The sequence below is a fragment of the Corynebacterium jeikeium genome, from assembly GCA_003955985.1.
Taxonomy (GTDB): Bacteria; Actinomycetota; Actinomycetes; order Mycobacteriales; family Mycobacteriaceae; genus Corynebacterium; species Corynebacterium jeikeium_D.
This window is the reverse complement of the sequence record CP033784.1, coordinates 1445913-1469418: the sequence shown is the minus strand read 5'-3', so window position 1 is coordinate 1469418 and position 23506 is coordinate 1445913. Positions and strand designations below refer to the sequence as shown.

At 59.1% G+C, this 23506-nt stretch carries 19 protein-coding genes; 5 read left to right on the top strand and 14 right to left on the bottom strand.

The features are described from left to right. Positions 1 to 3: 3 nt before the first annotated feature. From EGX79_06495 to gndA, 3 genes are read right to left on the bottom strand one after another with little or no spacing between them, the layout of a single operon-like run. Positions 4 to 1383 carry a DEAD/DEAH box helicase gene (locus EGX79_06495; GenBank protein ID AYX81862.1) on the bottom strand — a complete coding sequence of 460 codons (1380 nt, stop codon included), beginning with the start codon at positions 1381 to 1383 and terminating at the stop codon, positions 4 to 6. Between the two features lie 35 nt (positions 1384 to 1418). Beyond that, positions 1419 to 3032, bottom strand: a complete 1614-nt coding sequence (locus tag EGX79_06490; GenBank protein ID AYX81861.1) for a bifunctional hydroxymethylpyrimidine kinase/phosphomethylpyrimidine kinase — start codon at positions 3030 to 3032, stop codon at positions 1419 to 1421. A gap of 47 nt (positions 3033 to 3079) precedes the next feature. Next, positions 3080 to 4531, bottom strand: a complete 1452-nt coding sequence (gene gndA / locus EGX79_06485) for an NADP-dependent phosphogluconate dehydrogenase (protein ID AYX81860.1) — start codon at positions 4529 to 4531, stop codon at positions 3080 to 3082. Positions 4532 to 4627: 96 nt separating this feature from the next. Here gndA and EGX79_06480 point away from each other — a divergent pair, with 96 nt between their 5' ends. Beyond that, positions 4628 to 5200: a PaaI family thioesterase gene (locus EGX79_06480; GenBank protein ID AYX82752.1), complete on the top strand. Its 573-nt coding sequence runs from the start codon at positions 4628 to 4630 to the stop codon at positions 5198 to 5200. A 92-nt stretch (positions 5201 to 5292) separates the two neighbouring features. Here EGX79_06480 and EGX79_06475 read toward each other — a convergent pair whose 3' ends face one another. Next, positions 5293 to 6714, bottom strand: coding sequence for an NAD(P)/FAD-dependent oxidoreductase (locus EGX79_06475; protein AYX81859.1), 1422 nt, complete (start codon positions 6712 to 6714; stop codon positions 5293 to 5295). Positions 6715 to 6901: 187 nt separating this feature from the next. Here EGX79_06475 and EGX79_06470 point away from each other — a divergent pair, with 187 nt between their 5' ends. Next, positions 6902 to 8356 (top strand): cyclopropane-fatty-acyl-phospholipid synthase, encoded by a 1455-nt coding sequence (locus EGX79_06470; protein AYX81858.1) that lies wholly within the window; start codon positions 6902 to 6904, stop codon positions 8354 to 8356. A 117-nt stretch (positions 8357 to 8473) separates the two neighbouring features. Further along, positions 8474 to 10183, top strand: a complete 1710-nt coding sequence (locus tag EGX79_06465) for an FAD-binding dehydrogenase (GenBank protein AYX81857.1) — start codon at positions 8474 to 8476, stop codon at positions 10181 to 10183. Between the two features lie 38 nt (positions 10184 to 10221). Here the strand turns inward: EGX79_06465 and EGX79_06460 are convergent, their stop codons facing one another. Next, the gene (locus EGX79_06460; GenBank protein ID AYX81856.1) at positions 10222 to 10506 is read right to left on the bottom strand and encodes an Lrp/AsnC family transcriptional regulator; all 285 of its coding nucleotides are present in this window, start codon (positions 10504 to 10506) and stop codon (positions 10222 to 10224) included. A 175-nt stretch (positions 10507 to 10681) separates the two neighbouring features. Here EGX79_06460 and EGX79_06455 point away from each other — a divergent pair, with 175 nt between their 5' ends. Further along, the gene (locus EGX79_06455; GenBank protein ID AYX81855.1) at positions 10682 to 11179 is read left to right on the top strand and encodes a thiol peroxidase; all 498 of its coding nucleotides are present in this window, start codon (positions 10682 to 10684) and stop codon (positions 11177 to 11179) included. 64 nt (positions 11180 to 11243) lie between these two features. Here the strand turns inward: EGX79_06455 and EGX79_06450 are convergent, their stop codons facing one another. From EGX79_06450 to EGX79_06430, 5 genes are all read right to left on the bottom strand, one after another. Continuing rightward, positions 11244 to 12281 (bottom strand): HlyC/CorC family transporter, encoded by a 1038-nt coding sequence (locus EGX79_06450; GenBank protein ID AYX81854.1) that lies wholly within the window; start codon positions 12279 to 12281, stop codon positions 11244 to 11246. 3 nt (positions 12282 to 12284) lie between these two features. Further along, entirely contained in the window at positions 12285 to 13721 is a 1437-nt protein-coding gene (locus EGX79_06445; GenBank protein ID AYX81853.1) for an HlyC/CorC family transporter, read from the bottom strand. Positions 13722 to 14130: 409 nt separating this feature from the next. Next, on the bottom strand, positions 14131 to 14349 hold the full coding sequence (locus tag EGX79_06440) for a hypothetical protein (GenBank protein AYX81852.1): 219 nt from the start codon (positions 14347 to 14349) through the stop codon (positions 14131 to 14133). Positions 14350 to 14562: 213 nt separating this feature from the next. Further along, complete coding sequence (locus EGX79_06435; protein ID AYX81851.1) at positions 14563 to 15273, bottom strand: YceI family protein; 711 nt, start codon at positions 15271 to 15273, stop codon at positions 14563 to 14565. 17 nt (positions 15274 to 15290) lie between these two features. Next, a complete protein-coding gene (locus tag EGX79_06430; protein ID AYX81850.1) occupies positions 15291 to 15692 on the bottom strand; it encodes a hypothetical protein in 402 nt (133 codons plus the stop codon). Positions 15693 to 15764: 72 nt separating this feature from the next. Between EGX79_06430 and EGX79_06425 the strand changes: the two genes are divergently transcribed. Continuing rightward, positions 15765 to 16154, top strand: a complete 390-nt coding sequence (locus EGX79_06425) for an RNA polymerase-binding protein RbpA (GenBank protein ID AYX81849.1) — start codon at positions 15765 to 15767, stop codon at positions 16152 to 16154. 322 nt (positions 16155 to 16476) lie between these two features. Here EGX79_06425 and EGX79_06420 read toward each other — a convergent pair whose 3' ends face one another. From EGX79_06420 to cobN, 4 genes are all read right to left on the bottom strand, one after another. Then, positions 16477 to 17289, bottom strand: coding sequence for a polyprenol monophosphomannose synthase (locus tag EGX79_06420; GenBank protein AYX81848.1), 813 nt, complete (start codon positions 17287 to 17289; stop codon positions 16477 to 16479). A 12-nt stretch (positions 17290 to 17301) separates the two neighbouring features. After that, on the bottom strand, positions 17302 to 18990 hold the full coding sequence (lnt, locus tag EGX79_06415; protein ID AYX81847.1) for an apolipoprotein N-acyltransferase: 1689 nt from the start codon (positions 18988 to 18990) through the stop codon (positions 17302 to 17304). A gap of 38 nt (positions 18991 to 19028) precedes the next feature. Further along, positions 19029 to 19649 (bottom strand): FxsA family protein, encoded by a 621-nt coding sequence (locus EGX79_06410; protein AYX81846.1) that lies wholly within the window; start codon positions 19647 to 19649, stop codon positions 19029 to 19031. A 98-nt stretch (positions 19650 to 19747) separates the two neighbouring features. Continuing rightward, positions 19748 to 23398 (bottom strand): cobaltochelatase subunit CobN, encoded by a 3651-nt coding sequence (gene cobN / locus EGX79_06405; GenBank protein ID AYX81845.1) that lies wholly within the window; start codon positions 23396 to 23398, stop codon positions 19748 to 19750. Positions 23399 to 23506 lie beyond the last annotated feature (108 nt).

Genomic DNA, 23506 nt, shown 5'->3' with positions numbered 1-23506 from the left:
TGATTATCTCTTCTTCTTTTTCCCTCGCTTGGGGCGGTGTACGCGACCGCCAGCACGATTCTTTCCGCTTGCCGACGGACCGCCGCGCCCGCGGTAACCGGCACCACCAGCACCGCCTGCCGATTGGCTCTGATCTTGACGAGCCCGGCGCGGACGCCGTGCGCCCAGTTCCTTGACAAATCGCGGCAGTCCCGGAGCGGCGCGCAGCTCTTCAGCTTCAACGCCGGCCCCTGCCAGCAGCTCGCGGGCCTGATCAACCTGGCGGTCACGCACAATCATCGCTACCGTGCCGGAAGCACCTGCACGAGCCGTCCGACCCGAGCGGTGAATATACGTCGCGGAATCCCTTGGCGGATCCGCGTGCACAACCAAGTCAAGAGCATCGATATCAATGCCACGAGCGGCCACATCCGTGGTGACGAGGACATTGATTTCACCCTCGGCAAAGGCCTTGAGGACCGCGCGACGAGTTGCCTGGCCACGATCGCCGTGGAGGAAACCTAACTTGATGTCGTAGAACTGTAGAAACTTAGCCAGCTGCACGACACGCGCCTTAGAGTTGGCGAAGATGACGCACTGATCCTTGCGGGAGGCAATCCAGGCGACCACTTCGTCGGCTTCGTTGTTGTCCTCCACCCGAAGTAACAGATGCCGCATATTGCGCATGGTCAACCGGGAGGCAGTGACCTTGTGCTTCGCAACTTCAGTGCTACTTGCGCGACGATCGCGAATAAGCCCCGCGGCGTCGTCGTTAATCGTGGCGGAAAAGACCATGCGCTGTGCCGACTTCGGGCACGCACGGACCAGGCCCAGAACATCGGGCAGAAAGCCCATGTCAGCGAGCATGTCCGCTTCGTCGACGACGACAGCGAGGACGTGCTCAAGGCTGAGTAGACCGCGGCGGCGCAAATCGTGTGCGCGACCCGGTGTGACCACAGCGATATCGACTGGTGCCGCGAGCAGAGTCTGCTGCTTGGCCACGGAATCACCGCCGACCAAGCTCAAGACACGCAGACCTGCAGCGGCACCGATGTCAGCCAGGACATCAGCAATCTGATCTGCGAGTTCGCGCGTTGGCGAAATAATTAGCGCGCGCGGGTAACCGGGAAGCGCTGGAGAGGCGTTATTGAGTAACGCGACCAGCGGAATGCCGAATGCGAGCGTTTTGCCCGAGCCTGTAGGGGCCTGCGCAAGAACGTCCTTGCCAGCGAAAGCATCTGGCAAAGTCGCCACCTGCACGGCAGTAGGCGAAGTTATGTGCTGGGCACGCAGAATACTCACAATCGCTTCCGGCGTGCCCAACTGTCTGAAATCACTGGACTCAGCAGGAGGGGGCATGCTTGTTAGAATACCGCTATCCCCGGACAGCCATGCAATAGGCACGTCCGGTGAACTGGAAAACTACCGTCCCATGACATTTACCAACCGCGACCCGGTTGCGCATAGGCCTCGCGCTCGAGAATGGCGGCTCGACGGAAGATGTTGCGGATAGATTTGAGCTCCGCATCGCTGGCCGTAGACATATTCTCTTCAAGGACCTCGAGAGCCTGCTGAACACTGTCAACATACTCGGGGTCGGAATACACCTCCACCCAGTTCGCGATCGCGGAATCCTCATCAACCAGCGATTTTCCTTGCAGAGTCAGCTCGGTTGCAATCCACATTTCGGCGACGATACTGGTTACGGCGACCCGATATGGGTTGAAAGCGCTACAGGAAGAATGCACGTCCAGCAAAAGCTGTGTGATGGTTGTCGGCTCGATGTCCTCGAGCGCCGAAGAAGTCTCTTCCAGCCCGTTATTGCTCAATTCCAACGCACGCACCAGGGCTTCCTGTGCGAGTGACGACCACAGAACCTGTTCCTTCGGGCAGGGTGCTTTGGTTGCCAGATGCGACAGGACTGGGAAAACTTGGTGCAAGTACCAGGCCTCTTGCGCTACGAAGAAGTTGGTTTCGTCCGAGGAAAGGTCGCCGCGGAGCATCGTGGGGACGCTGAACATTCCGCCAATCTCGGCAACGATGTCCTCGATGTCCCGCCACAGCTGGGAAGTAAAAGGACCAGCCGGAGCAATCTGGAGTGAGTGGCCGAAGAAAGATTCCAGCTCCTTCGGCGGCTGCTCAGTATCAGTGCCTTCGACGGCCTCCGGGTAAAAACTGGAGTTCAGATGCACTGGTTGCATTCGGCGAAGCGCGACCTTTTCCAGGCGACGAGCCCTGTGGCCGTGGTCAATGGGGCCGTGCCCCTGGCCGACGTTGAGGTTATCCGCGAAACGAATGGACTCGCTGAGCCAGCGCGTAGTCCAGCGCAGGGCGTCGTTGATCGCTGAGCCCCCACCAATCCGTGTGGCTAGAGCAGCGGACAGCGAACAACCCGTGCCATGGGTGTTCTCAGTGTGAATGCGGGGAGAAGAGCTGAAGAAAACCTGGCCATCGGGGAAGGCCACGGCATTGCCGGCTTCCTCATCACTTAAGTGACCAGTCTTTGCAATCACGATGACATCGTTTTTGCTCGCGAACTCCAGTGCCTGTTCAATCAGCTCAGTGAAGTCGCTGGCCTCCGGGGCGTCGGCAAGCAATGCCAGTTCGGGAACATTCGGCGTGATGACGGTGGCTTCCGCGACCAAGTCGCGCATTGCGTCCATGGCATCTTCGTCAAGCAGACGGTCGCCAGAGGTGGCGACCATAACCGGATCGAGAACAACCACGGCTGGCTTGGTCTCCCGAACCCAGTTGGTGACGGCCTGCGTGAGTTCGCGTGAACCCAACATGCCAATCTTCACCGCGTCGATGGTGACATCCTCAGTTACAGCAGCCAGCTGCTCGACGAGGAAGCCAACAGGTGGGGTGTGGACGGCACGAACGCCCACGGTGTTCTGAGATACCAAAGCGGTGACCACGCCCATGCCATAACCACCGGCGGCGGCGATTGATTTTAAATCGGCATGGAGCCCAGCGCCACCTGTTGGGTCTGTGCCGGCGATGGAAAGAACTCGTGGCACAAAATCAGGCTTTGCCTTCTTGGGAAATGGCATCTCAGACCCCTTTTAACTTCAAGAGCGTGAAGCGACAGACTTCAAGACTACGCTTCAACCTCGGAGCGGTCGCCAGACCAGAGGGTGTGGAAAGCACCCTCGCGGTCAACACGCTGGTAAGTGTGCGCACCGAAGTAGTCACGCTGCCCCTGAACCAGTGCTGCCGGCAGACGCTCCGCACGCAGGCCGTCGTAGTAAGCCAGCGAAGAGGAGAACACCGGAGCCGGGATACCCATCTGTGCTGCAGTGACGACAACGTCGCGCCACGCGTCGAGGCACTCGGTGACCTGGTCACGGAAGTACTCGTCGAGTACCAGCGCCGGCAGCTCCGGATTGCGGTCGTACGCTTCCTTGATGCGGTTCAGGAACTGTGCGCGGATGATGCAGCCACCACGCCAGATGGTCGCCAGCGCACCGCGGTCAATCTCCCAGCCGTACTCCTTGGCACCAGCGTTAATCTCATCGAAGCCCTGCGAGTAGGCAACGATCTTGGAAGCGTAGAGCGCCTTACGGACGCGCTCCACAAAAGCATCGCGATCTTCCGGTGCCTTAGCCAGGCTTCCCGACGGCAGGTTGCGGGCAGCCTCACGCTGAGCAAGGGAAGACGACAGGGCGCGAGCGAACACGGCCTCGCCAATACCAGTTACTGGAATGCCCAAGTCCAAAGCGGCCTTGACCGTCCAACGGCCGGTGCCCTTCTGGCCAGCAGCATCAACGATGACATCCACCAGCGGCTTGCCTGTCTTCTCATCGGCCTGAGAGAGAACCTCAGCGGTAATCTCGACCAGGTAGGAGTCCAGGTCGCCCTTATTCCACTCGCGGAAGATATCTGCAATCTCGGCAGGGGTGAGGCCAGCGGCCTCACGCAGCAGGTGGTAGGCCTCGCCAATGACCTGCATATCCGCATACTCGATGCCGTTGTGGACCATCTTTACAAAGTGGCCAGCGCCATCGGAAGAAATGTGAGTACAGCACGGAACGCCATCAACGTGAGCGGAGATGGACTCCAGCAGCGGGCCGAGGGACTCGTAGGACTCCTTCGTTCCACCCGGCATAATGGATGGGCCAGTCAGAGCACCTTCTTCACCACCGGAAATACCAGTGCCAACGTAGTGCAGGCCACGGGCGCGAATAGCCTTCTCGCGACGGATGGTGTCCGTGTAAAGAGAGTTACCGCCATCAATGATGATGTCGCCGGGCTCCATCACGTCGGCAAGCTGATCGATGACCGCATCAGTAGCGGCACCTGCCTGAACCATGATCAGAGCGCGACGCGGGCGCTCCAGCGAAGCGACGAACTCTTCAATGGTCTCGGACGGGATGAATGAGCCTTCATCACCGTGTTCAGCGATGAGGGTGCGAGTTTTCTCCGGACTGCGGTTGTACACGGCAACGGTGTGTCCCTTGTGGGCGAAGTTGCGTGCGATATTCGAGCCCATGACGGCGAGCCCGACGACACCAATTTGTGCGAGTTCATTGTTATCGGTCATGCCCACCATCTTAAAGCCTGGCCGGGGTTCGTTGTATCTGGGACTCAGAAATTGTTACTGCTTTTAACGTTGAAACTGCCACGAGTGATGGCGTGCGCTGGCACAATGTTTGGCATGACTGACGAGACTATTGCGAATAATGGCAGTTCACAGGACTCTAACTCTGCAGCTTCCGTCGCCGAGCAGGCGAAGAGGAAGGCGCTGCGCGATTATATGACACTGGCGACGAAGGCTAGCCAGGAAGCGCTGAGCGATGAGGAGCTGGCTGTTTTTAACAGCACCTTGGGCGATAACGGAATCGGCGGTCTAGATACCTTGCTGGGCACGAAGTTTGTCCATGTCGGGCCGGAGCGAATTCAGATGGAGCTCGAGGTCGGGCCCGACCACCTGCAACCGTGGGGCCTAGCCAATGGCGGTGTTTATTGCTCGCTAGGTGAGACTGCTGGCTCTATTGCTGGTTTCGTTGCCTGCGGTGCGAAGAAGCCGGTCGTCGGTGTGAACAATAACACCGATTTCTACCGCTCCGCCCGGGCTGGCGAGGTAATCGTTACCACGGCGGAGCCAGAGTACCTGGGGCGCACCATGCAACTGTGGCGCATTGAGCACACCCGCAAGGCAGATGAAAAACTGTTGGCCCGCACCAACCTACGAATTGCGGTACTCGACAAGCCGCTGTAGCAAATCGTTATAGGTGGTAACGGGCCTGGTAGGAAGCTCGCAGGTGGCTTGTCGTGATTAGCTGTTTTCTAATCTGGCCACCTGCAAGTTAACTACTTGTTCCTTTTTGCGCGGTGCTCGCGGCGAGTGTCGCGAACCTCCAGCGGCAGATCCTGCTCAGCCTTGTCCTTGTTGAACTCGGCCAGGCGGTCGATGGCGTTGCGTGCGTACATCTGCTGGCGGGTGGAAACCATCTGCCAACGGTTGCGATCCAGGACGTTCAGGCCCCAGCTGACGCAGGAGACGAGGCGGTTGCGGAAGCCCACCAGGAACATCAGGTGGACGGCCAGCCACAGAATCCAGCCGATGAAGCCGGTAACCTCAACCTTGCCCATCTTCACCACTGCGGAGAAGCGGGAGACGGTTGCCATGGAGCCCTTATCGAAGTACTCGAACGGCTGACGCTCTGCGACATCGCGGCCGTCGGCCTCAGCTGCAATGTTGGCGGCGACGTACTCGCCACCCTGAATAGCAACCTGAGCAACACCCGGCAGGTTCTCGCGGTTGGACATGTCGCCCACGACGTAGACGTTCTTGTAGCCACCAGCTGTCATGTCCTCGTTGACAACGACACGGCCAGCGCGGTCGGTCTCGGCGCCAGTCTGCTCGGCAATCATCTTGCCCAGCGGGGAAGCGGACACGCCGGCGGACCAAATCTTGCAGAACGACGGGATGAACTCCTCGGTTCCATCCTTCATGTTCTTGTAGGTGACTCCCTCTTCATTGACGTCAGTCACCATCGCGCCCAGCTTGACGATGACGCCCATCTTCTCCAGGGACTTCTGAGCCTTGCGGCCCAGACGCTTGCCAAACGGCGGCAGAACCTGTGGTGCGCCGTCGAGCAGGACGACGCGTGCAGCGTGCGGGTTGTAGCTGCGGTAGGACGATGCGAGGGTGCGGTTAGCCAGCTCGGCCAGCTGGCCAGCAAGCTCAACACCAGTCGGACCAGCGCCGACAACAACGAAGGTCAGCAGGCGCTCGCGCTCAGCCGGATCGTTGGTCAGCTCGGCGCGCTCAAACGCGCCGATGATGCGGGCACGGATTTCGAGTGCGTCGTCGATGTTCTTCATGCCCGGAGCAAACTCGGCAAAGTGATCATTGCCGAAGTAGGACTGGCCAGCGCCAGCGGCAACCAGGAGGTGATCGTATTCCCACTTGGAAGTCTGGTGACCCAGTTCCGAAGTCACAACCTGCTTTTCGACGTCGATGTCGGTGACATCGCCCTTGACAACACGAACGTTCTGAACACCGTCGAAGATCGTACGAGTGGACGGAGCGATTTCGCCCGAGGACAGGATGCCCGTTGCTACCTGGTAGAGCAGTGGCTGGAACAGGTGGTGGTTAGTGCGGTCGATGAGAGTGACGTCGACCTCGGCGCCCTGCAACTTCTTCGCCGCGAACAAGCCACCGAAACCCGAACCGATGACGACCACGTGCGGGCGTCCGGAGTGCGGGCGGTACGGAGTCTCGGTCATGTATTTTCTCCTCACAGACTTGAAAGTTCTCGAAGTTTTAGATTCGGCTTTTAGCCGGCAAGCCACAATAGTAATCCTCTCGGTGCGCCACCGCCTATTCTGGGTCCCTGCGCGGTAGGCTGCGAGAGCAAACTCAGTTCGTTATTCGTACCTTTATGCGGCGCGATTGTTAGGAGGTTCGGGCAGGGTGAATTCGGCAAGCCGGCAGGCAATTGACGCAGAGCGATGGCCTCGGGTTGCGCGTATTCCAGAGGGGCGTTTTCTAGCGAAACGTGCCGAAATGATGGAACGCTCTTTTGAGCGACTCTGCCAGGATAACGGCATTGAACTGGTTGAATCCGGTGAGTTTGTCGGGGAGTCTTTCATTACTCGGTCGACGGGTGACGCCGATTTGGCTATCGACGGAGTCGGTGGTGCCAGCTCTAGCGGCGGCAGTGAATCTCCCACTAGTTCTGAATCGTTTCGTCCAGTCGTTTTCAGCGTCATTGATCCTGTTTTCTATTCTCGACTAGCTGATTCAGAATGGCTCGGATTGGGGGAGGCCTATCTCGCGGGCGAATGGTCCAGTGATGATTTGCCAGAGCTTCTCAGCCGACTGCTCAGCGCCGAGCTTGATATTGCTTCGTTGGGGCCGCTGGCACGTGGTCTGATGAAAGTCGCGCGTTCACGTCCGCGTCTCGATGGGCCAGATATGGCGGGAGAGTTGCCGACCTCATTGCTCGAGCTCTATTCCGGCGAATTGCTGATGGGCGGTTCCGGCCTGTTCGCCTCCGGAGTGCGAACCTCGTCGCGGGAACAGATTCAAAACTATGCCCGTGGTGCTGGCAAGGGTGGGGTTCCCTCGCACTGGTCAGTTGACGTGACTTATGTCGATGCCCCGAAATCCGTCGCGCGTGCCGATTTTCTGCATGCCCAGGTGCGCAATATTGAGCACATCCTCGATCTTGCTCGAGTCCGGGCCGGAGACCGTGTCGCCGAATGGCCGTCGGCAGGCGGAGAAATTTCCCTTCGGGCTGCAGAAAGAGGAGCGGGCGCGGAGGTTATTACCGTCTCTGATGACCACACCGAAACGGTGCTGGAACGGGTGGAAAAAGCCGGATTGCGCGGCGCGGTCGATGTGATCCAGATGGATCGCAACATTCCGTCGCCACGCGAATTCGAGTCCGACTTCGAGGCGGTTATCAACGTCGGGCGTCTGGAGACCTTCGGTCGTGCAGGTGCGCTGCGCTGGCTGAAGAGCGCCGAGCGTCTGCTTGTCGACCGCGGCACCATCGTCGTCCAAATGGTGGTAGCGACGGACAAATTCGATGCGCTCGCCGAGCGCAGCTTGGACCTCGTACGCGCTTATGTGTGGCCGCAGCTGCAGCTTTTCACCATGGAAGAGCTGCGCAAGATGGTGGACCGGGAAACCTGCCTGCGCATCGCGGCGGAAGAGTACATTCCGGCGCACTTCGCGACGACCTTGCAGCTCCAGCGAGATTTCTTTGCGGCGCATGCGCGCGAAGCCGCTGGTATCGGCTACGACAGAGTGTTCCGGAGGATGTGGAATTACTATCTGTCGCTGTTTGAAGCGCTCGTGCGCGCAGAGAAAGTCACGCTCGTGCAGGTCGAGCTCGTGCATGCGCCACGCAGGCCTCACTAGCAGTGGGCAGCTCCGGGCGCGTTGGAAATTCGCCAGATAAATAAAGCCTGTAAAAATAAATCACGTTTTTAGGCAAAACCACCTCAAAGGCGATGTTTAGGGTCTAAAAACGAAACTATGAACGCACAGAGCACCACACGTACTGCAGACATTGTTGTCGTCGGCGCCGGACTTGCCGGATTGGTCGCGACGTATGAGGCCACGCAGGCCGGCAAGAAGGTCATCCTTGTCGACCAGGAGAATGCCAACAACCTCGGCGGACAGGCTTTCTGGTCGCTGGGAGGAATCTTTCTCGTCGACTCGCCAGAGCAGCGCCGCCTGGGAGTCAAGGACAACCGCGAGCTCGCTGAAGCTGACTGGTTCAACTCCGCGCAGTTCGACCGCGAGGAAGACAACTGGGGACGCAAGTGGGCCAAGGCCTATCTGAACTTCGCGGCAGGGGAGAAGCGTGACTACCTCCGCAATCTCGGCGTGAAGTTCCTGCCTGTCGTCGGGTGGGCTGAGCGCGGTGAAGGGCGTGCCGACGGTCACGGTAACTCGGTACCCCGATTCCACCTCACCTGGGGCACAGGCCCCGAAATCGTCCGCGTATTCGCAGAGCCGGTCGCTGAAGCTGCGAAGAAGGGGCTGGTGGAATACTGCCATCGCCACCGCGTTGACGAGGTGATTGTCGAAGATGGCCGCGCCGTCGGCGTGCGTGGCAAGATTCTGGTTCCCTGTGAATCTTTAGAGCGAGGAGTGGCGTCGTCACGTGAGGAAACAGGGGAGGACTTTGAGATCCTCGGGTCGGCCGTGTGCATTGCGACGGGCGGTGTTGGCGGCAACCTGGAAGCCGTGCGTAAGTGCTGGCCGACCGAGCGCCTGGGCGAGATGCCGAAGGACATGGTCTGCGGTGTGCCAGAGCATGTTGACGGCCGTGGTATCGAGATTGCAGAGCAGGCCGGCGCAAACCTCGTCAACCGTGACCGCATGTGGCATTACACCGAGGGCATGAAGAACTGGAATCCCGTGTGGCCGAATCACGGTATCCGTATCATCCCGGGGCCGTCGGCCATGTGGTTTGACGCAGAAGGAAATCGCCTGCCAGCGCCATATATTCCGGGCGCGGATACTGTCGGCACGATGAAGCACATTCTGGCCACCGGACACTCGTACTCCTGGTTTGTGCTGAATAAGAACATCGTGGCCAAGGAGTTTATTTTCTCTGGCTCAGAACAGAATCCGGATCTGACCGACAAGGAGATCAAGAAGCTGATTGGCAAGGTGACCTCTGGTGTCGCCGCACCTATTCAGGCGTTCATGGACAACGGCGAAGACTGGGTGGTTGCCGACGATCTGCCAAAGCTGGTCGAGGGGATGAACGAGATTGTGGAGGCGAGCTCGGGCGGAGAGTCCGGAGCCGCAGCGCCGAAGATTGACCTGGAGAAGCTCGAGGAACAGATTCGTCAGCGCGACATGCAGACCGGTAATCCCTTCTCCAAGGACTACCAGGTCAATTACGTCAACGTGGCCCGGAACTTCCTCGGGGACAAGATCATCCGCTCCGTGCCGCCATCACCGATTTTGGATCCGAAGAACGGCCCACTGATTGCTATTCGTCTGCGCATGCTGACCCGCAAGACGCTCGGAGGCATCGAGACCACCCTCGACGGCCAGTGCTTGCACCCGGACGGAACTCCCTTCGAGGGGCTCTACGCCGCAGGCGAGGCCTCTGGCTTCGGTGGCGGCGGCGTCCACGGCAACAACGCGCTGGAAGGTACATTCCTGGGCGGCTGTATTTTCAGTGGCCGCCAGGCAGGCCGCGCGATGGCGGAAGTGGTTAAGTAGCTCCCGCATACCGCACGGCTCGGTGGAAGAAACCGCGCCTACTCCAGCCCGATGGAGAATGCACTTTCCAGGTCGTGCTGAGAGTAGGTGCGGAAAGCCAGCTGAGTCTGGGTGCGAATAACACCGTCGACCTTGCTGATGAGATTTGGAATGATTTCCGCCAAATCATCGTGATTAGTTGCGCGCACCACGACGACCAAGTCCCAGTCACCAGTAACGGAGTAGACCTCAGTCACGCCGTCGATCTCGACGATGGTCTCGGCGGCCTCCGGAATCTTGTCAGCTTCGACATCGATGGACACAATTGCGGTAATCAAACTCATGGCTGCCTTTCCTCGGAGTTTAAACGTGGGGCCCGCTTGAATAGCGTGGCCCGGACCGCAAGGTACGCAAGATTGCTCAAGATACTGCGGCCCGGAATTTCATTTCTGTCACGATTCTACTGATTTCCAGAAAACAGCCTGGAGGATCCGGACGAAAGGCGGTAAAAAGGGCGCTATGACACAAACCGCATTTCAGTCCAACCCAGTCCAGCTTTCCGGAGACCTGCCCGAGGTGGGCAACAAGGCTCCGGAGTTTACCCTCACCGGTGGCGACCTCGGGGAGGTCACCAACGAGACCTTCGCTGGTAAGAAGGTCGTCTACAACATCTTCCCGTCGGTAGACACCGGTGTTTGTGCAGCTTCGGTGCGTCACTTCAACGAGGACGCTGCTGGGCTGGACAACACCGTCGTGGTTAATGTTTCGCGTGACCTGCCGTTCGCTCTCGGCCGCTTCTGCGCTGCAGAAGGCCTGGACAACGTTGAGGTTGCCTCGGACTTCCGCCACGGCTTCGGCGAAGCCTTCGGTGTTGTCCAGCAGGATGGCCCGCTCGCTGGCCTGCTTGCTCGTGCCGTAGTCGTCACTGACGAAGAGGGCAAGGTCATTTACAACCAGCTGGTCGATGAGATCACCACGGAGCCGGACTACGACTCCGCACTGGCTGCACTGAAGTAATTAGCTAACTAGCTTTCAGCAGCAAGTAACCAGCTGGAATCGACGGGGCTCGTCGGCGCGCTCGCTAGGCTGTTGCCTGGCGGACTTCGCCGACGAGCTCTTCTAGTACGTCCTCCAGCGCAACGATTCCGTTGACAGAGCTCTCCGAAGTACTATTTTCCTCCGTCACCAAGGCGAAGTGAGCCTGCTCGCGCTGCATCAGCCGCATGACCGTCTGGAGCTTGGCATCCGGGCTGACGCTTGCAAAGGTGCGAATCAGATTCCGCGGGAAGGGTCGGTTGCGGTGACCGTCGTCAAGCGAGAGCAAATCCTTGACATGAAGGTAGCCGATGAAGCTGCTGTCGGCATCGGTGATGGGGAAGCGGGAAAAGCGCGTGCGTGCGCTGAGCTCTTCGATGTCGGCGACGGTGGCGTCGGAGCCAATGGTGACGAGGGTGTCGAGTTGCATAGTGACATCCGCGGCGGTGAGATGCTCGAAGCCGAGAGCTTTGTGGAGGAGCGCGAGCTCGTCATTGTCGAGAAGGCCCTGACGCCCGGACTCGGCGACGAAATCTTGCACCTGACTAGCGGTGAAGGAGGAATCGACCTCGTCCTTCGGAGTGGCGCGAAGAACCTTGCGAACCACGATGTTCGACGTCGTATTCATCGCCCAGATAACCGGATTGAGCACCCGCACAATCACATACAGCGGAATAGCCACGAACTTCGCCGTCGGGCTGGGAGCCGCAATAGCGATGTTCTTCGGCACCATTTCGCCGACAACCATGTGTAAGAAAGTGACAATCAGCAGCGCCAACGCCAGCGCAACCACGTGGGCGGTGCCCGCGGGGAGTCCCAGTGCTGTCATGTAGGGCTCGAAGAAGTGCGCAATCGCAGGCTCGCCGACGGCACCGATGAGCAGGGAACAGGCGGTAATGCCCAGCTGTGTTGCCGCCAGGGAGACCGACACGTTTTCGATACCGCGCAGCGCGTACTTTGCGCTGGTAGAGCCGCTGACGGCATCCGGTTCAATTTGATCGCGGCGAGCCGAGACCATCGCAAATTCAGCGGCGACAAACCAGGCATTGAGGGCCAACAGCAAAATAAGAGTAAGTAGTGGCATGTTCTAGCCCTCCTTTTCGCTGTTGTGCTCGACGTGGTTGTGACTGGTTCCGTCCTGGTGAGCGCCTTCATCCGTGCGCGTGACCTTGTTGCCGGCGCGGTCCACCTGGACACGAATACGGCCAACGCGGTGACGCGCCATGCGCTCGACTCGAAATGCAACTTCAGCGGTGGTAGGCAAGTTCTCCTCATCGAGGTTTTCGTGGTCGGTGGCTTCGACCGTAATCGTGTCGCCGAAGCGAGGCATGCGATCCAAGCGTTCGGTGATAAATCCACCAATAGTGTCGGATTCTTCGCCCTCCGGCAGGACCAGGTTTAGGATCTCTCCCAACTCATCAGGGCGCATGAGACCGGAAACAATCACCGTATTGGGGCTAATCCGGCTGTAGAGCAACGAACGATCGTCCTGTTCATCGTCAATTTCACCGACGATTTCCTCGACGAGATCCTCCAACGTCACAATGCCGTCCGTGCCGCCGTACTCATCGACAACCACCGCGAACTGGTATGCATCCTCACGCAGTTGACGCATCAGCGGATCAAGTGTGGTCGAGTCATTTACCACGAGTACATCTTTGGCCAGGCTCGCAGCCGACGTCGTCAAGCGTTGTGCGTGTGGCACGCTGAGCAGGTCGGTGTAATGCACCACGCCGCGAATGTCGTCGACGCTATTGCCAACGACGGGGAAGCGTGCATGTCCAGAATCTGCGACGACCGTCAGCATCTCTGCGACGCTCTGATCTTCGATAAAGATGATCTGTGTGCGTGGCGTCATCACATCAGCCGCCGTGCGCTCGCCGAACTCGATCGATCGCGCCACCAACTCGGCGGTCTGCGGGTTAATTTTTCCTTCATCGCTAGAGCGCGTGACGACGGCACGGAGTTCCTCCGCCGTCCTGGCACTGGCGACCTCTTCCTCAGGGGAGAAGCCGAGCCGTTTTAGCACCCAATTAGCCGCGCTGTTGAGTAGCCAGACCAGCCAGCCGAATGCGAACATGAAGGCATTCTGTGGCCTGACCACGAGGTTTGCGACTTTAGTGGGCTCGGCGATGGCCCAGTTTTTGGGGACGAGTTCGCCAAAGACCATTTGAGTGAAAGTCGCGATAATGAAAGCGCCCGTAGTGCTGATTGCAGTGACGGTGGCGGGAGAGATGCTAGTGCCACCAAATGCGGCTTCGAGGAGGACGCCGAGGGAAGGCCCGGTCAGGAAACCAGCGACGAGGCTGGTGACCGTAATTCCCAGCTGTGCGCCGGAGAGGTTTGTAGAGGTGCGTGATAGAGCACGGTCTACTAAATATGCGGACTTTGAGCCGGCGTTTGCGGCGTTCTTGACATCGTTCCTATTAACCGTGAGGTAGGAAAACTCGACAGCAACGAAAATTGCATTGGCGAAAACGAGGAAAAGAAAGACCGCTAATACGATAAGCGCGGATACAATCACGCGGCATCACCTGAAGTGTTCGCTGCGTTCGCTGGGGATGCTGCGGTGATTGCGCTTACTGCGGCTACAGAGAGCCCGTCAACGTTGGCGCGAGGCTCTGGGTCGTCGGACGAGCCAGATCTATCTGATGTGTCGGACGCATTGGGTCTGTCTGAGCTGCTGGATGTGTCTGAGAGTTCAGGCATGCGAGAAATCTTACTAAAAATTCCTTAGACCTGACGGCAATGGCGCATCGGCGGTAATGGGGAGGACGGGATCCTAAGGCCAAAATGTCATAATGTATATTATCGGACAAATAATGAAAGTGGTTGGCCCTGGGGTTTTCTGAATTTCCAGGACTGTCGCCTTTTTCGCCGCCGCTTTTTCTGCTGCCGTGTTCTATCTTGGCGCTTGATCTATGCCGTCGGGATTATTGCTCATTGTCCTTGGCGTTCGCTGCAAGCTCATCCGCGTTGCGGACGGCGATCTCTTCCCGCAGCCGCTTGTTCTGCCATAGCGTCATGCCAATCAGGAGTATGCCGACAGCCACGAGCCACCACACGCCCTTGTAGGCCACGAATGCAATGAAGATAATCAGAAGTACCATTCGCACCTTTCGTGCGAGCAACATTGCTTCGTAGGTGTTCATATCGTTGTGACTCCCAACTGGCCTACCAAAATTGTTTTTGGCAGGACTTCTGTGGTGTGTGGCTAAATGGCTTTATTGCGTCACAGTGACGAATCGAGGTGTATTTTCGCTGGCTATAAGCCTCTTTGGATTAGCGCTACTGCGATTCTCTTTAGAGCGCTACTGCGATTCTCTTTAGATGGCTGTGTCTGCCAGCCGCGAAACCTACGCGTCCTACGCGTCCTGCTTCTCTGCGACAATGCGCAGATTGAGTTCGCCGTTCTCCTCGATAGATGCAGCTACAAACTGTGGCAGGCGCACGTTGTAATCCAGGCGGTTGATTGGCAAAGTGCCCGACAGCAAAACCAGGTTTTCGGTACGAGCGGCCTTCATTGGCACGGTGACATCATTGGTGACACCGCGAATGGTCAGGCGTCCCGGAATCTCGATATTTGCCCATTGGCCGTTATCTGGAATGCTTGAAATATCGAGCGGCTCTGCAAGCTCAAACTTAGCTTCTGGGTACTGCTCAACGCTGAAAATATTGTTGCGGACATTGATGTCACGACGTTCAATATCGCTAGTCAGAGTTGCCATATCAACAACAACGGATGCGTCCTCAAGATTGTTGTTAGCAACCTTCAGCTCGCCGGTGACATCGTGGGTGGAACCGGACGTCGTCCGCCTGCTGCCCGGCAGTACCTCATTAAAAGTAAAACCAACGGAGGTGTTCTGTGAGTTATCGCCACCGACAATCTTCCAGGTGCCATTCGCATCAGTCGTTGCTGCAGGCAGCTCCGTGGCCTCGAAATCCCCAGTACGCACCCCTTCATGCGTGAAAACGCGATACAAAACTGGCCCCACAATAACAATTGCGAGCGCAACAACTGCAACGGCTATCAAAGTAATAATTGACTTACGGACACCAGAATTCATAGTGCTCATCCTATCCTTTTAATCCGCTATGGGATAAACCGTTCCACCTCGCGCGTTTTCATAATCAATTCCTGCGTAATCTCCTGCAGGACGGCAGTCTCCATGCCGTCGTCAAGCGCGGTGCGCAAGTCTTCGGCGAGACAACGTACTTCGAAGAGCCCGTCCCCTATTCGCTTTACGACGTCATCGCCCGCCGGCCTGCTCGTGGCATCGGTGGCGGTCTTTAGCGTGAGATCCGAATTGATTCGCTCGGCAATCGGCCTGGAAGCGCCTTTTGCTACGCCAGTGCGTTTTTCGTACGCGCGCTGCCGGCAGGCTTGGCTGCAGAACTTGCGACGGCGACCGCGGATGGCGACCTCCATTTCGCGGCCACACCACTGGCAATTGGCAGTAGTTGTGCTCGGCTTTTGATCTGACACAGAAGTCAATTATGGCATGAATACAGATTAAGGCGTTATAATGTGTGGTCTAGTATTTCTACCAAAGGGGGCACGTTCCACATGGCAGATCGAGTTCTTCGTGGCAGTCGCATGGGCGCCGTTTCGTATGAGACCGATCGCGATCATGACCTCGCGCCGCGAATGATGGTCCGCTACCGCACTGAATCCGGTGAGATCTTCGAGGTCCCATTCGCGGATGACGCGGAAATTCCAGGTGAATGGCTGTGCAAGAATGGCCAAATTGGTGAGCTGGTTGAAGGCGAAGGCACTGAAGCCAAGCCGGTGAAGCCGCCGAGGACTCACTGGGACATGCTCCGTGAGCGCCGCTCCATCGAGGAGCTCGACGTGCTGCTGGATGAGCGTGTTGACTTGCTGCGCAAGCGTCGTCGTAACGCCGCTCGCCTGCTGAAGGCTCAGAAGGAAGCCGAAGAAGCAGAGAAGAACGCTTAAGGTTTGAGCTGGCTTGCGCTAGTGAGCTTTAGGGCGCTGCAGCTGTGAATTACATGCTGCAAAATGGGTCCGGATAAGGTTTTGCTCCTTATTCGGGCCCGTTTTTTGTTGGTGCCTGGCTGCGGCGGGCCGATCCGAGTTACTGACTGCGTTTATGACAAAAATGGCCTGAAAAATGGCTTGAAACTGTCATAAACTAAGACAGTTTCACATTTGCAGCCCCCATTCATACAGGCAGCCCGTATTCACATTTGCAGCCCGCAGTCATACAGGCAGCCCGTCTCCACACAGGTAGGCCGCAATCTTTGGGGCTGCCCTAGCCCTACTTGCGGAATCGCTGCTTAAACTCGTGACCAGCCAGGCGACCAATCTCCGACCCCAGGTTTTTTACCTGCTGCGAGCGGTGCTTGAATCCCCACTTGGTGACCTGCAGCAGAGACTGCTTCACAAAGCTGCCATCCATCTTGGACTCGCCGTACTCGCGCTCAGTAAAGGTGATCGGAACCTCCTCCACCAAGAAGCCCGCCTGTACAGCCTCAAAAGCGAGCTCGGTCTGGAACAGGTACGCAGCCTTGCCAATGTTCTCGAGGTCAAGGGTTTCGAGAACTTCCCGTCGATAAGCACGGTAGCCAGCGGTGATATCCGAGATGCCCGCGCCGAGCGCCAGCGAGATGTAGAGGTTGCCGCCGCGGGAGAGAACCTGACGGCTCATTGGCCAGTTGACGGTCTTGCCGCCCGGAATGTAGCGGGAACCGATGACGACATCGGCACCGTCCTCGAGCTTCTCCAGCAGCAGATGGAACTGCTCTGGTGCGTGGGAGCCGTCGGCATCCATCTCGCAGAGAACCTCGTAGTCGCGCTCGAGACCCCAAGCGAAGCCCGCGCGGTACGCACCCCAGAGACCGCCCTTGCCCTCGCGGTGCAGGACGTAGATGTGCTCTTCGCCGTTGTCCGACTTGTCAGCGGCAGCGATTTCATCGGCGAGCTCACCGGTGCCGTCTGGTGAAGAGTCATCGACAACCAAAATGTCGACGCGAGGCTCCGCTGCGCGCAGGCGTGCAATCACGCCCGGCAGGTTTTCCCGCTCGTTGAAAGTGGGAATGACAACCAGCGTCGACTCATTTAGGGCAGTCACTCGTGATTCTCCTTAGTGCATGTTCTGCTCAGTATCCCGGCCATCAACTTCATCTGCGCCTGCCCTGGCATCTCCGCCACGGCGACGCAGGACGGCACCAACCACACAAAGAATACCGAATGCGGTCAGTAGACCTTCAATCCACGTCCCGAAGCGGGCTGCAAAAGTCAGGTGGGCGTACTGAGGCAGAGTTTCAGTGAGTACCTTCTGCTCGAAGATTTTGCTCCGCTTTACGACGTCTCCGTGCGCATCCACAATCGCGCTCACACCGCTGGTTGCGGCGACGGCCGTGGAGCGTTGGAACTCCATGGCTCGCATGCGGCTCATGGCCAGCTGTTGGTAGGTCATGTCGGTGAAACCGAAGGTGGCGTTATTTGTGGGCGTGGCCAGCATGGTTGCGCCGTGTTTGACTGCGTTGCGGAAGGCACCATCGAAGACCACTTCGTAACAGGTGGCCACGCCTAGATTGACCTTCTTTAAACCATCGGTGCCTGGCGTTGTAACCACGGCATCGCCGCTGCCCGGAGTCATGTCTCCGGCGTGAGCGACCATGTCGGAAAAGTGACGTAGCAGTTCGCGGAATGGCATGGTCTCGCCGAAGGGCTGGAGATAGATTTTCTCGTGCTGGTCGCCGGGGCCGGTCTGCGGATCCCAGACCACCATGGTGTTTTGCACCCCATTGGTGTAGGTAAAGGTGCCGACCACGATGGGAGCGCCAATATTCATCGCGGCGTTTTCGATAATGCGTGCCGCTTCCCCATCCGTAAACGGGCTGACATCGGAGGAGTTTTCGGGCCAGATGACGATGTCCGGCTGCTCTTCCTTACCTTGGTGGACACGTCGGGCCAGCTCATTGGTGGCATCGGCGTGGTTTTGCAGGACTGCGCGGCGCTGGGCATTGAACTCTAAACCGAGGCGCGGAACATTGCCCTGGATAACCGCGACACGGGTGTTGTCAGCGGCCGTAGGCTCAGGCAGCGGTTGGGTCCACGCAGGAAGAACCCAGCCGACGAATAACGCTCCCACCAAAAGCGCAGCGGAGGTTGCATAGGAACGTAGCGTGAGCGCGACCAGTCCCGCACCAACGCAAGCAGCGAGGAAAGTGACCAATGCAGTGCTGCCGATTGCCACTGCTGGGGCCAGCGGGCCGTCGACCTGCCCCCAGGCAACGCGGAGCCAGGGGAAGCCTCCGAAAGGCCAGCGGGCTAGCAGCGCCTCCCCTGCCACGAGCGCAGCGGCCATGCCAGGGAGCTTCAGCGCGAGGGGGAAACTGGATTGGGCAATCAGCCACATCGCAAGCGCCGCCGGAATTGCGAGCAGTCCCAGCACAATTGAGAGCGCCACGTAGGGGCCAATGCCGACGAAGGAGCCGATCCACGGCAGTGAGAAAAGAGCCGTCGCTGTTGCCCAGCTGAAGCCCACCACTACGCTGGATTTCCAATCGGCTGCGCAGAAGAAGGCAAAAATGAGCAGGGCGAGGCCGATCCAGGCCGTCCACCACCAGCTCATGGGCGCATAGCTTAAGAACTGCAATCCACCAGCGAGGATTGCAATGAAGGCGAGAACGAGGCGCTGCTTTAGTGGGGTAAGCGCGCGAAAGCGCGCCTGCCAGCGATTCGGATTCTCCAGAATGTCTTTCGAAGCGTCTTTCTGAGCGACGTTCCCGTGCTCGCTGGAGCGCGCTTGGCGGTTAGTGTGCACTTGTATAAGAGAACTCTCTACGTTTGCGAGTTTTTGAGTTAGCGCTTGTCGCTGTCGTCCTGGTCATCATCCCAGGCGTTGTCCGGTGCCGGTGGGACGATTTTATCCTGTGGGAAGGCCTTGCCATCCGCACCCGGGAAACCACCAGAGAATCCAGGGAAACCCGAAAAACCGCCAGCACCAGCGCCAGTTCCTGGAGCACCCGGGTTCATGCCGTACTGAGAGACCACCATCATGCTGCGGTCACTGAAGTTGCGGAGTCCGTTGAGCAGTGCCACCGATCCGCTCTTACGAATCAGCCAGCGAGTCGGCGGTAGCACCATGAGGAAACCAACAACCGTGGAGACGACGCCCGGCAGGGCAATCAGCCAAGAGCCAACCAACAGGATTGCCGAGTCAGCCACAAAGTGTCCCGCGCCCTTTGCCGAGCGCTTGATTGCCTCCTCCGGATGCTTCTGTCCGTACTCAGTAAGAGTACGAGAAGTATCCAGCAGCAACTTCTGGTAGATGCGCTTGAACTCGATGGCGGCGAAAACCAATCCCAGAATGAATAGACCCAGAACCAGCAGGACGGTCCAGCCATAGCCAATCCATTCACCAAGTGCGATAAAGGCCGCAATCTCGGCGATGAGGTAAATAATTGTGAACCACTTGCTCATAGTTCCCCAGTGTAACCGCCACTAGATGAGCAAGTGGTTACGGCTATCGGCCGGTTAGACCACGACTAGCGGTCGCCTACCGGTCGCCTAGCGGTTACCTACCGGTCAGCGCGCTCCTCCAAGTCGCCCTCTGTATCCAGGTAGGTCTGGCGCAGCAGATCCATGCGTTCCTGGTCGGGGTTTTCCCACATACCGCGCTCGGCGGCCTCCATCAGGCGCTCGGAAATATCGTGCAAAGCCCACGGATTCGACTGTTCAAAGAACTCGCGGTTTTCCGGGTTCGCAACGTACTCGTCGGTAAGCGTTTCGTACATCCAGTCATCCATGACCTGCGCCGTCGCGTCGTAACCGAAGAGGTAGTCGACGGTTGCGGCCATTTCGAAGGCGCCCTTGTAGCCGTGGTTACGCATGGCCTGCATCCAGCGTGGGTTGACTACGCGGGCTCGGAAGACGCGTCGAGTCTCCTCGTGCAGGGTGCGGGTGCGCACGGCGTCCGGGCGCGTGGAATCTCCCACATACGCCTCTGGAGCGGAACCCGTCAGTGCACGGACCGTGGCGATCATGCCGCCGTGGAACTGGAAGTAGTCATCGGAGTCGGCGATATCGTGCTCGCGGGTATCGGCATTCTTCGCGGCAACCTGAATACGGCGGTAGGCCGTCTTCATGTCGTCAGCTGCCTCTTCCCCATCGACGCCGCGGCCATAGGCGTAGCCACCCCAGGTCGTGTAGACCTTTGCCAAGTCCGCGTCATCGCGCCAGGAACCGGAATCGATCAGCTGCAGCAGGCCAGCTCCATAGGTGCCCGGCTTGGAACCGAAGATGCGACGCGGGCGCTCCTGCTGGTCGGCCTTCGCATGGGCGCGCACGTAGTTGTCCTCATCGGATTCATCAAGCTTGACGACGAGCTGAAACGCGTCATCCAAAAGGTCGATAACATGCGGAAACGCATCACGGAAGAAGCCGGAAATACGGACGGTCACGTCAATGCGCGGTCGGCCCAGCTCCTCCAGCGGAATCGGCTCAAGGCCGACAATACGGCGAGATGCGTCATCCCACACCGGATGCACACCAATCAACGCGAGCACCTCGGCGATGTCATCGCCCGAGGTACGCATGGCGGAAGTGCCCCATACCGACAAGCCAACCGACTTCGGGTACTCGCCGTGGTCGGCGCGGTAGCGTTCAATCAGGCCATCGGCGAGGTTGACGCCGGTTTCCCAAGCCAGGCGCGACGGCACCGCCTTGGGGTCGACCGAGTAGAAGTTGCGGGCAGTTGGCAGCACGTTGACCAGGCCGCGCAGTGGTGAACCGGAGGGGCCAGCCGGAACGAATTCGCCATCGAGAGCGGAAAGAATGCGCGGGATCTCCTCGCTGGTAGCAGCCAGGCGCGGGAGAATTTCGTCGCGGGTGAACTGCAGCAGCTCGACAACCTGATCGAGGCCGTTTGGTGCCGCGATATCGGCGAATTCCTCGGAGCCGAGCACATCAGCCGCGATCTGTGTCACTGGTTGGTCGGGATTCTTCACCACGGCGGTTACCAGTGCCGTAGCCAGTGCATCGATAGAGTCCACAGCGTGGCGTTCATCGGTGCCGTCCTCGGCCAGGCCGAGAGCTTCGCGCAGGCCCGGCAGGGTCTGCTTGCCGCCCCACAGCTGGCGGGCGCGCAACATGGTGGTCACAGTGCCGATTAGAGATTCGTCTTCCGGTGCCTGGCTGAGCACGTGGAGGCCACCGCGGATGGCGACGTCCTTAATCTCGCAGAGCCAGCCGTCGACATGCATGAGCATGTCATCGAAGACCTCCTCGTCCGGGCGCTCGTCCCAGCCGAGGTCGCGGTCCATCTTCGCGGCGGTCAGCAGCGTCCAAATCTCCTGGCGGATGGCCGGCAGCTTGGCCGGATCCATGGCGGAGATGTTCTGGTGCTCGTCGAGAAGCTGTTCCAGACGGGTGATGTCACCGTAGGATTCGGCGCGGGCCATTGGCGGAATGAGGTGGTCGACAAGCGTGGCGTGAGCACGGCGCTTGGCCTGTGTGCCTTCGCCCGGGTCGTTGACCAGGAAGGGGTAGATCATTGGCAGCTCGCCGATGGCAGCATCCGGGCCGCAGGAAGCGGAAAGGCCGACGGTCTTGCCCGGCAGCCACTCCAGGTTGCCGTGCTTGCCCATGTGAACCACGGCATCGGCGCCGAAACCGCCCTCCGCCTGCGGCAGCGACAGGAAGCGGTAGCAGGCCAGGTAATGGTGCGTCGGCGGCAGATCCGGGTCGTGGTAGATACCCACCGGGTTGTCACCGAAACCGCGCGGTGGCTGCACCATGACCACGACATTGCCGAAGGTCAGGCCCGCAATGTAGATGTCCTGGGTATCCGGGTGGACGTACAGGGTGCCCGGCGCGGCACCCCACTTGTCCTGCATGTCGGAGCGAAGTTCTTCCGGCAAGGTAGCGAAGAACTTCTCGTAGGTGGCAGCGGGCAGGCGAAGCTCGGCTGCCTCCATAACCTCTTCGGTCAGCCAGTCCGGGTCCTGGCCGCCGGCCTCGATGATGGCGTGCATGAACGCATCTGGTTCATCGGCACCATCCTCGGCGGTGGCATATCCGGGGATTTTGGTGGTGTCGCCGAGGTTGTATCCGGCGTCGGCAAGCGCGTGCAGCACCTTCAACGTGGATGCTGGTGTGTCCAGACCGACAGCGTTGCCGATGCGGGCGTGCTTGGTCGGGTACGCAGAGAGCATGACGGCGACGCGCTTGTCAGCGTTGTTGATGTGGCGGAGCGCGGCGTAACGGGTGGCGATGCCGGCCAGGCGGTCGCAACGCTCGAGATCCGGGACGTAGGAAATGAGCTCGTCGGAGTCGATTTCCTTAAACGAGAACGCGACCGAGATGATGCGGCCGTCGAATTCGGGGACGGCGACCTGTGTTGCGACGTCCAGCGGCGACAGACCTTCGTCGTTGTCCTCCCATGCCGCCTTGGACGAAGTCAGGGCCAAACCCTGGATGATGGGAATGTTCAGGTCTGCGAGTGCGGCGACATCCCAGCCGTCATCGTCCTGGCCGGCCTGCGCGAGTGCCGGGCGGTTGCCGCCAGCGGCGAGCACCGTGGTGATGAGCGCGTCGCAGGAAGCTAGCTCTGCCAGCAGTTCATCGCTGGCGGTGCGCAGGGACGCGGCGAAGATAGGCTTGGCGACGTAGCCGCGAGCCTCGACCGCGTCAGCAAGCGCCTCAATGTAGTGCGTATTTCCCGCCAGGTGCTGGGCGCGGTAGTAAATAATGCCGACGGTGCCGCGGGAATCTTCCGTGGCCACCTTGGAGTCGCGCTCCAGGAAACCCCAGGCCGGCATGCGAGTGGGCTCTTCAAAGCCAAGACCGGTCAGAAGCAGTGTGTCCGACAGGAAATTGTGCAGCTGTGCGAGGTTCTTTGCGCCGCCTTCCGCCAGGTAAATGTGCGTTTGCGTGGCAACGTTTGCGGGAACTGTCGAATACTCGGTGAGTTCGGCATCGGGTGCCTGCTCACCGGAGACGAGGACGGTGGGAATACCGGAGTTCACAAAGTAGTCGATGCCGGATTCCCAGGCGCGGCGGCCACCGAGAAGTCGGATGATGACGACATCGGCGCCGTCGGCAAGCGTGGGCAAATCATCGTCGAGCAGACGCGCCGGGTTTGCCCAACGGTAGGACACCTCCGGGTTGGCCTGAGCGGCCGCGCGGGCGGACAGAAGGTCGGTATCCGAGGTCGACAGCAGCAGAATCACGGTGTAGTCATTCACTTCCTGGGGAGCAACGCGTCCCCGGTCGGCGGGAGTCTGCCTTCTAACCGATGACGAGGTCTGACTGTGACAGTGGCGCGACCGTGCGGATTT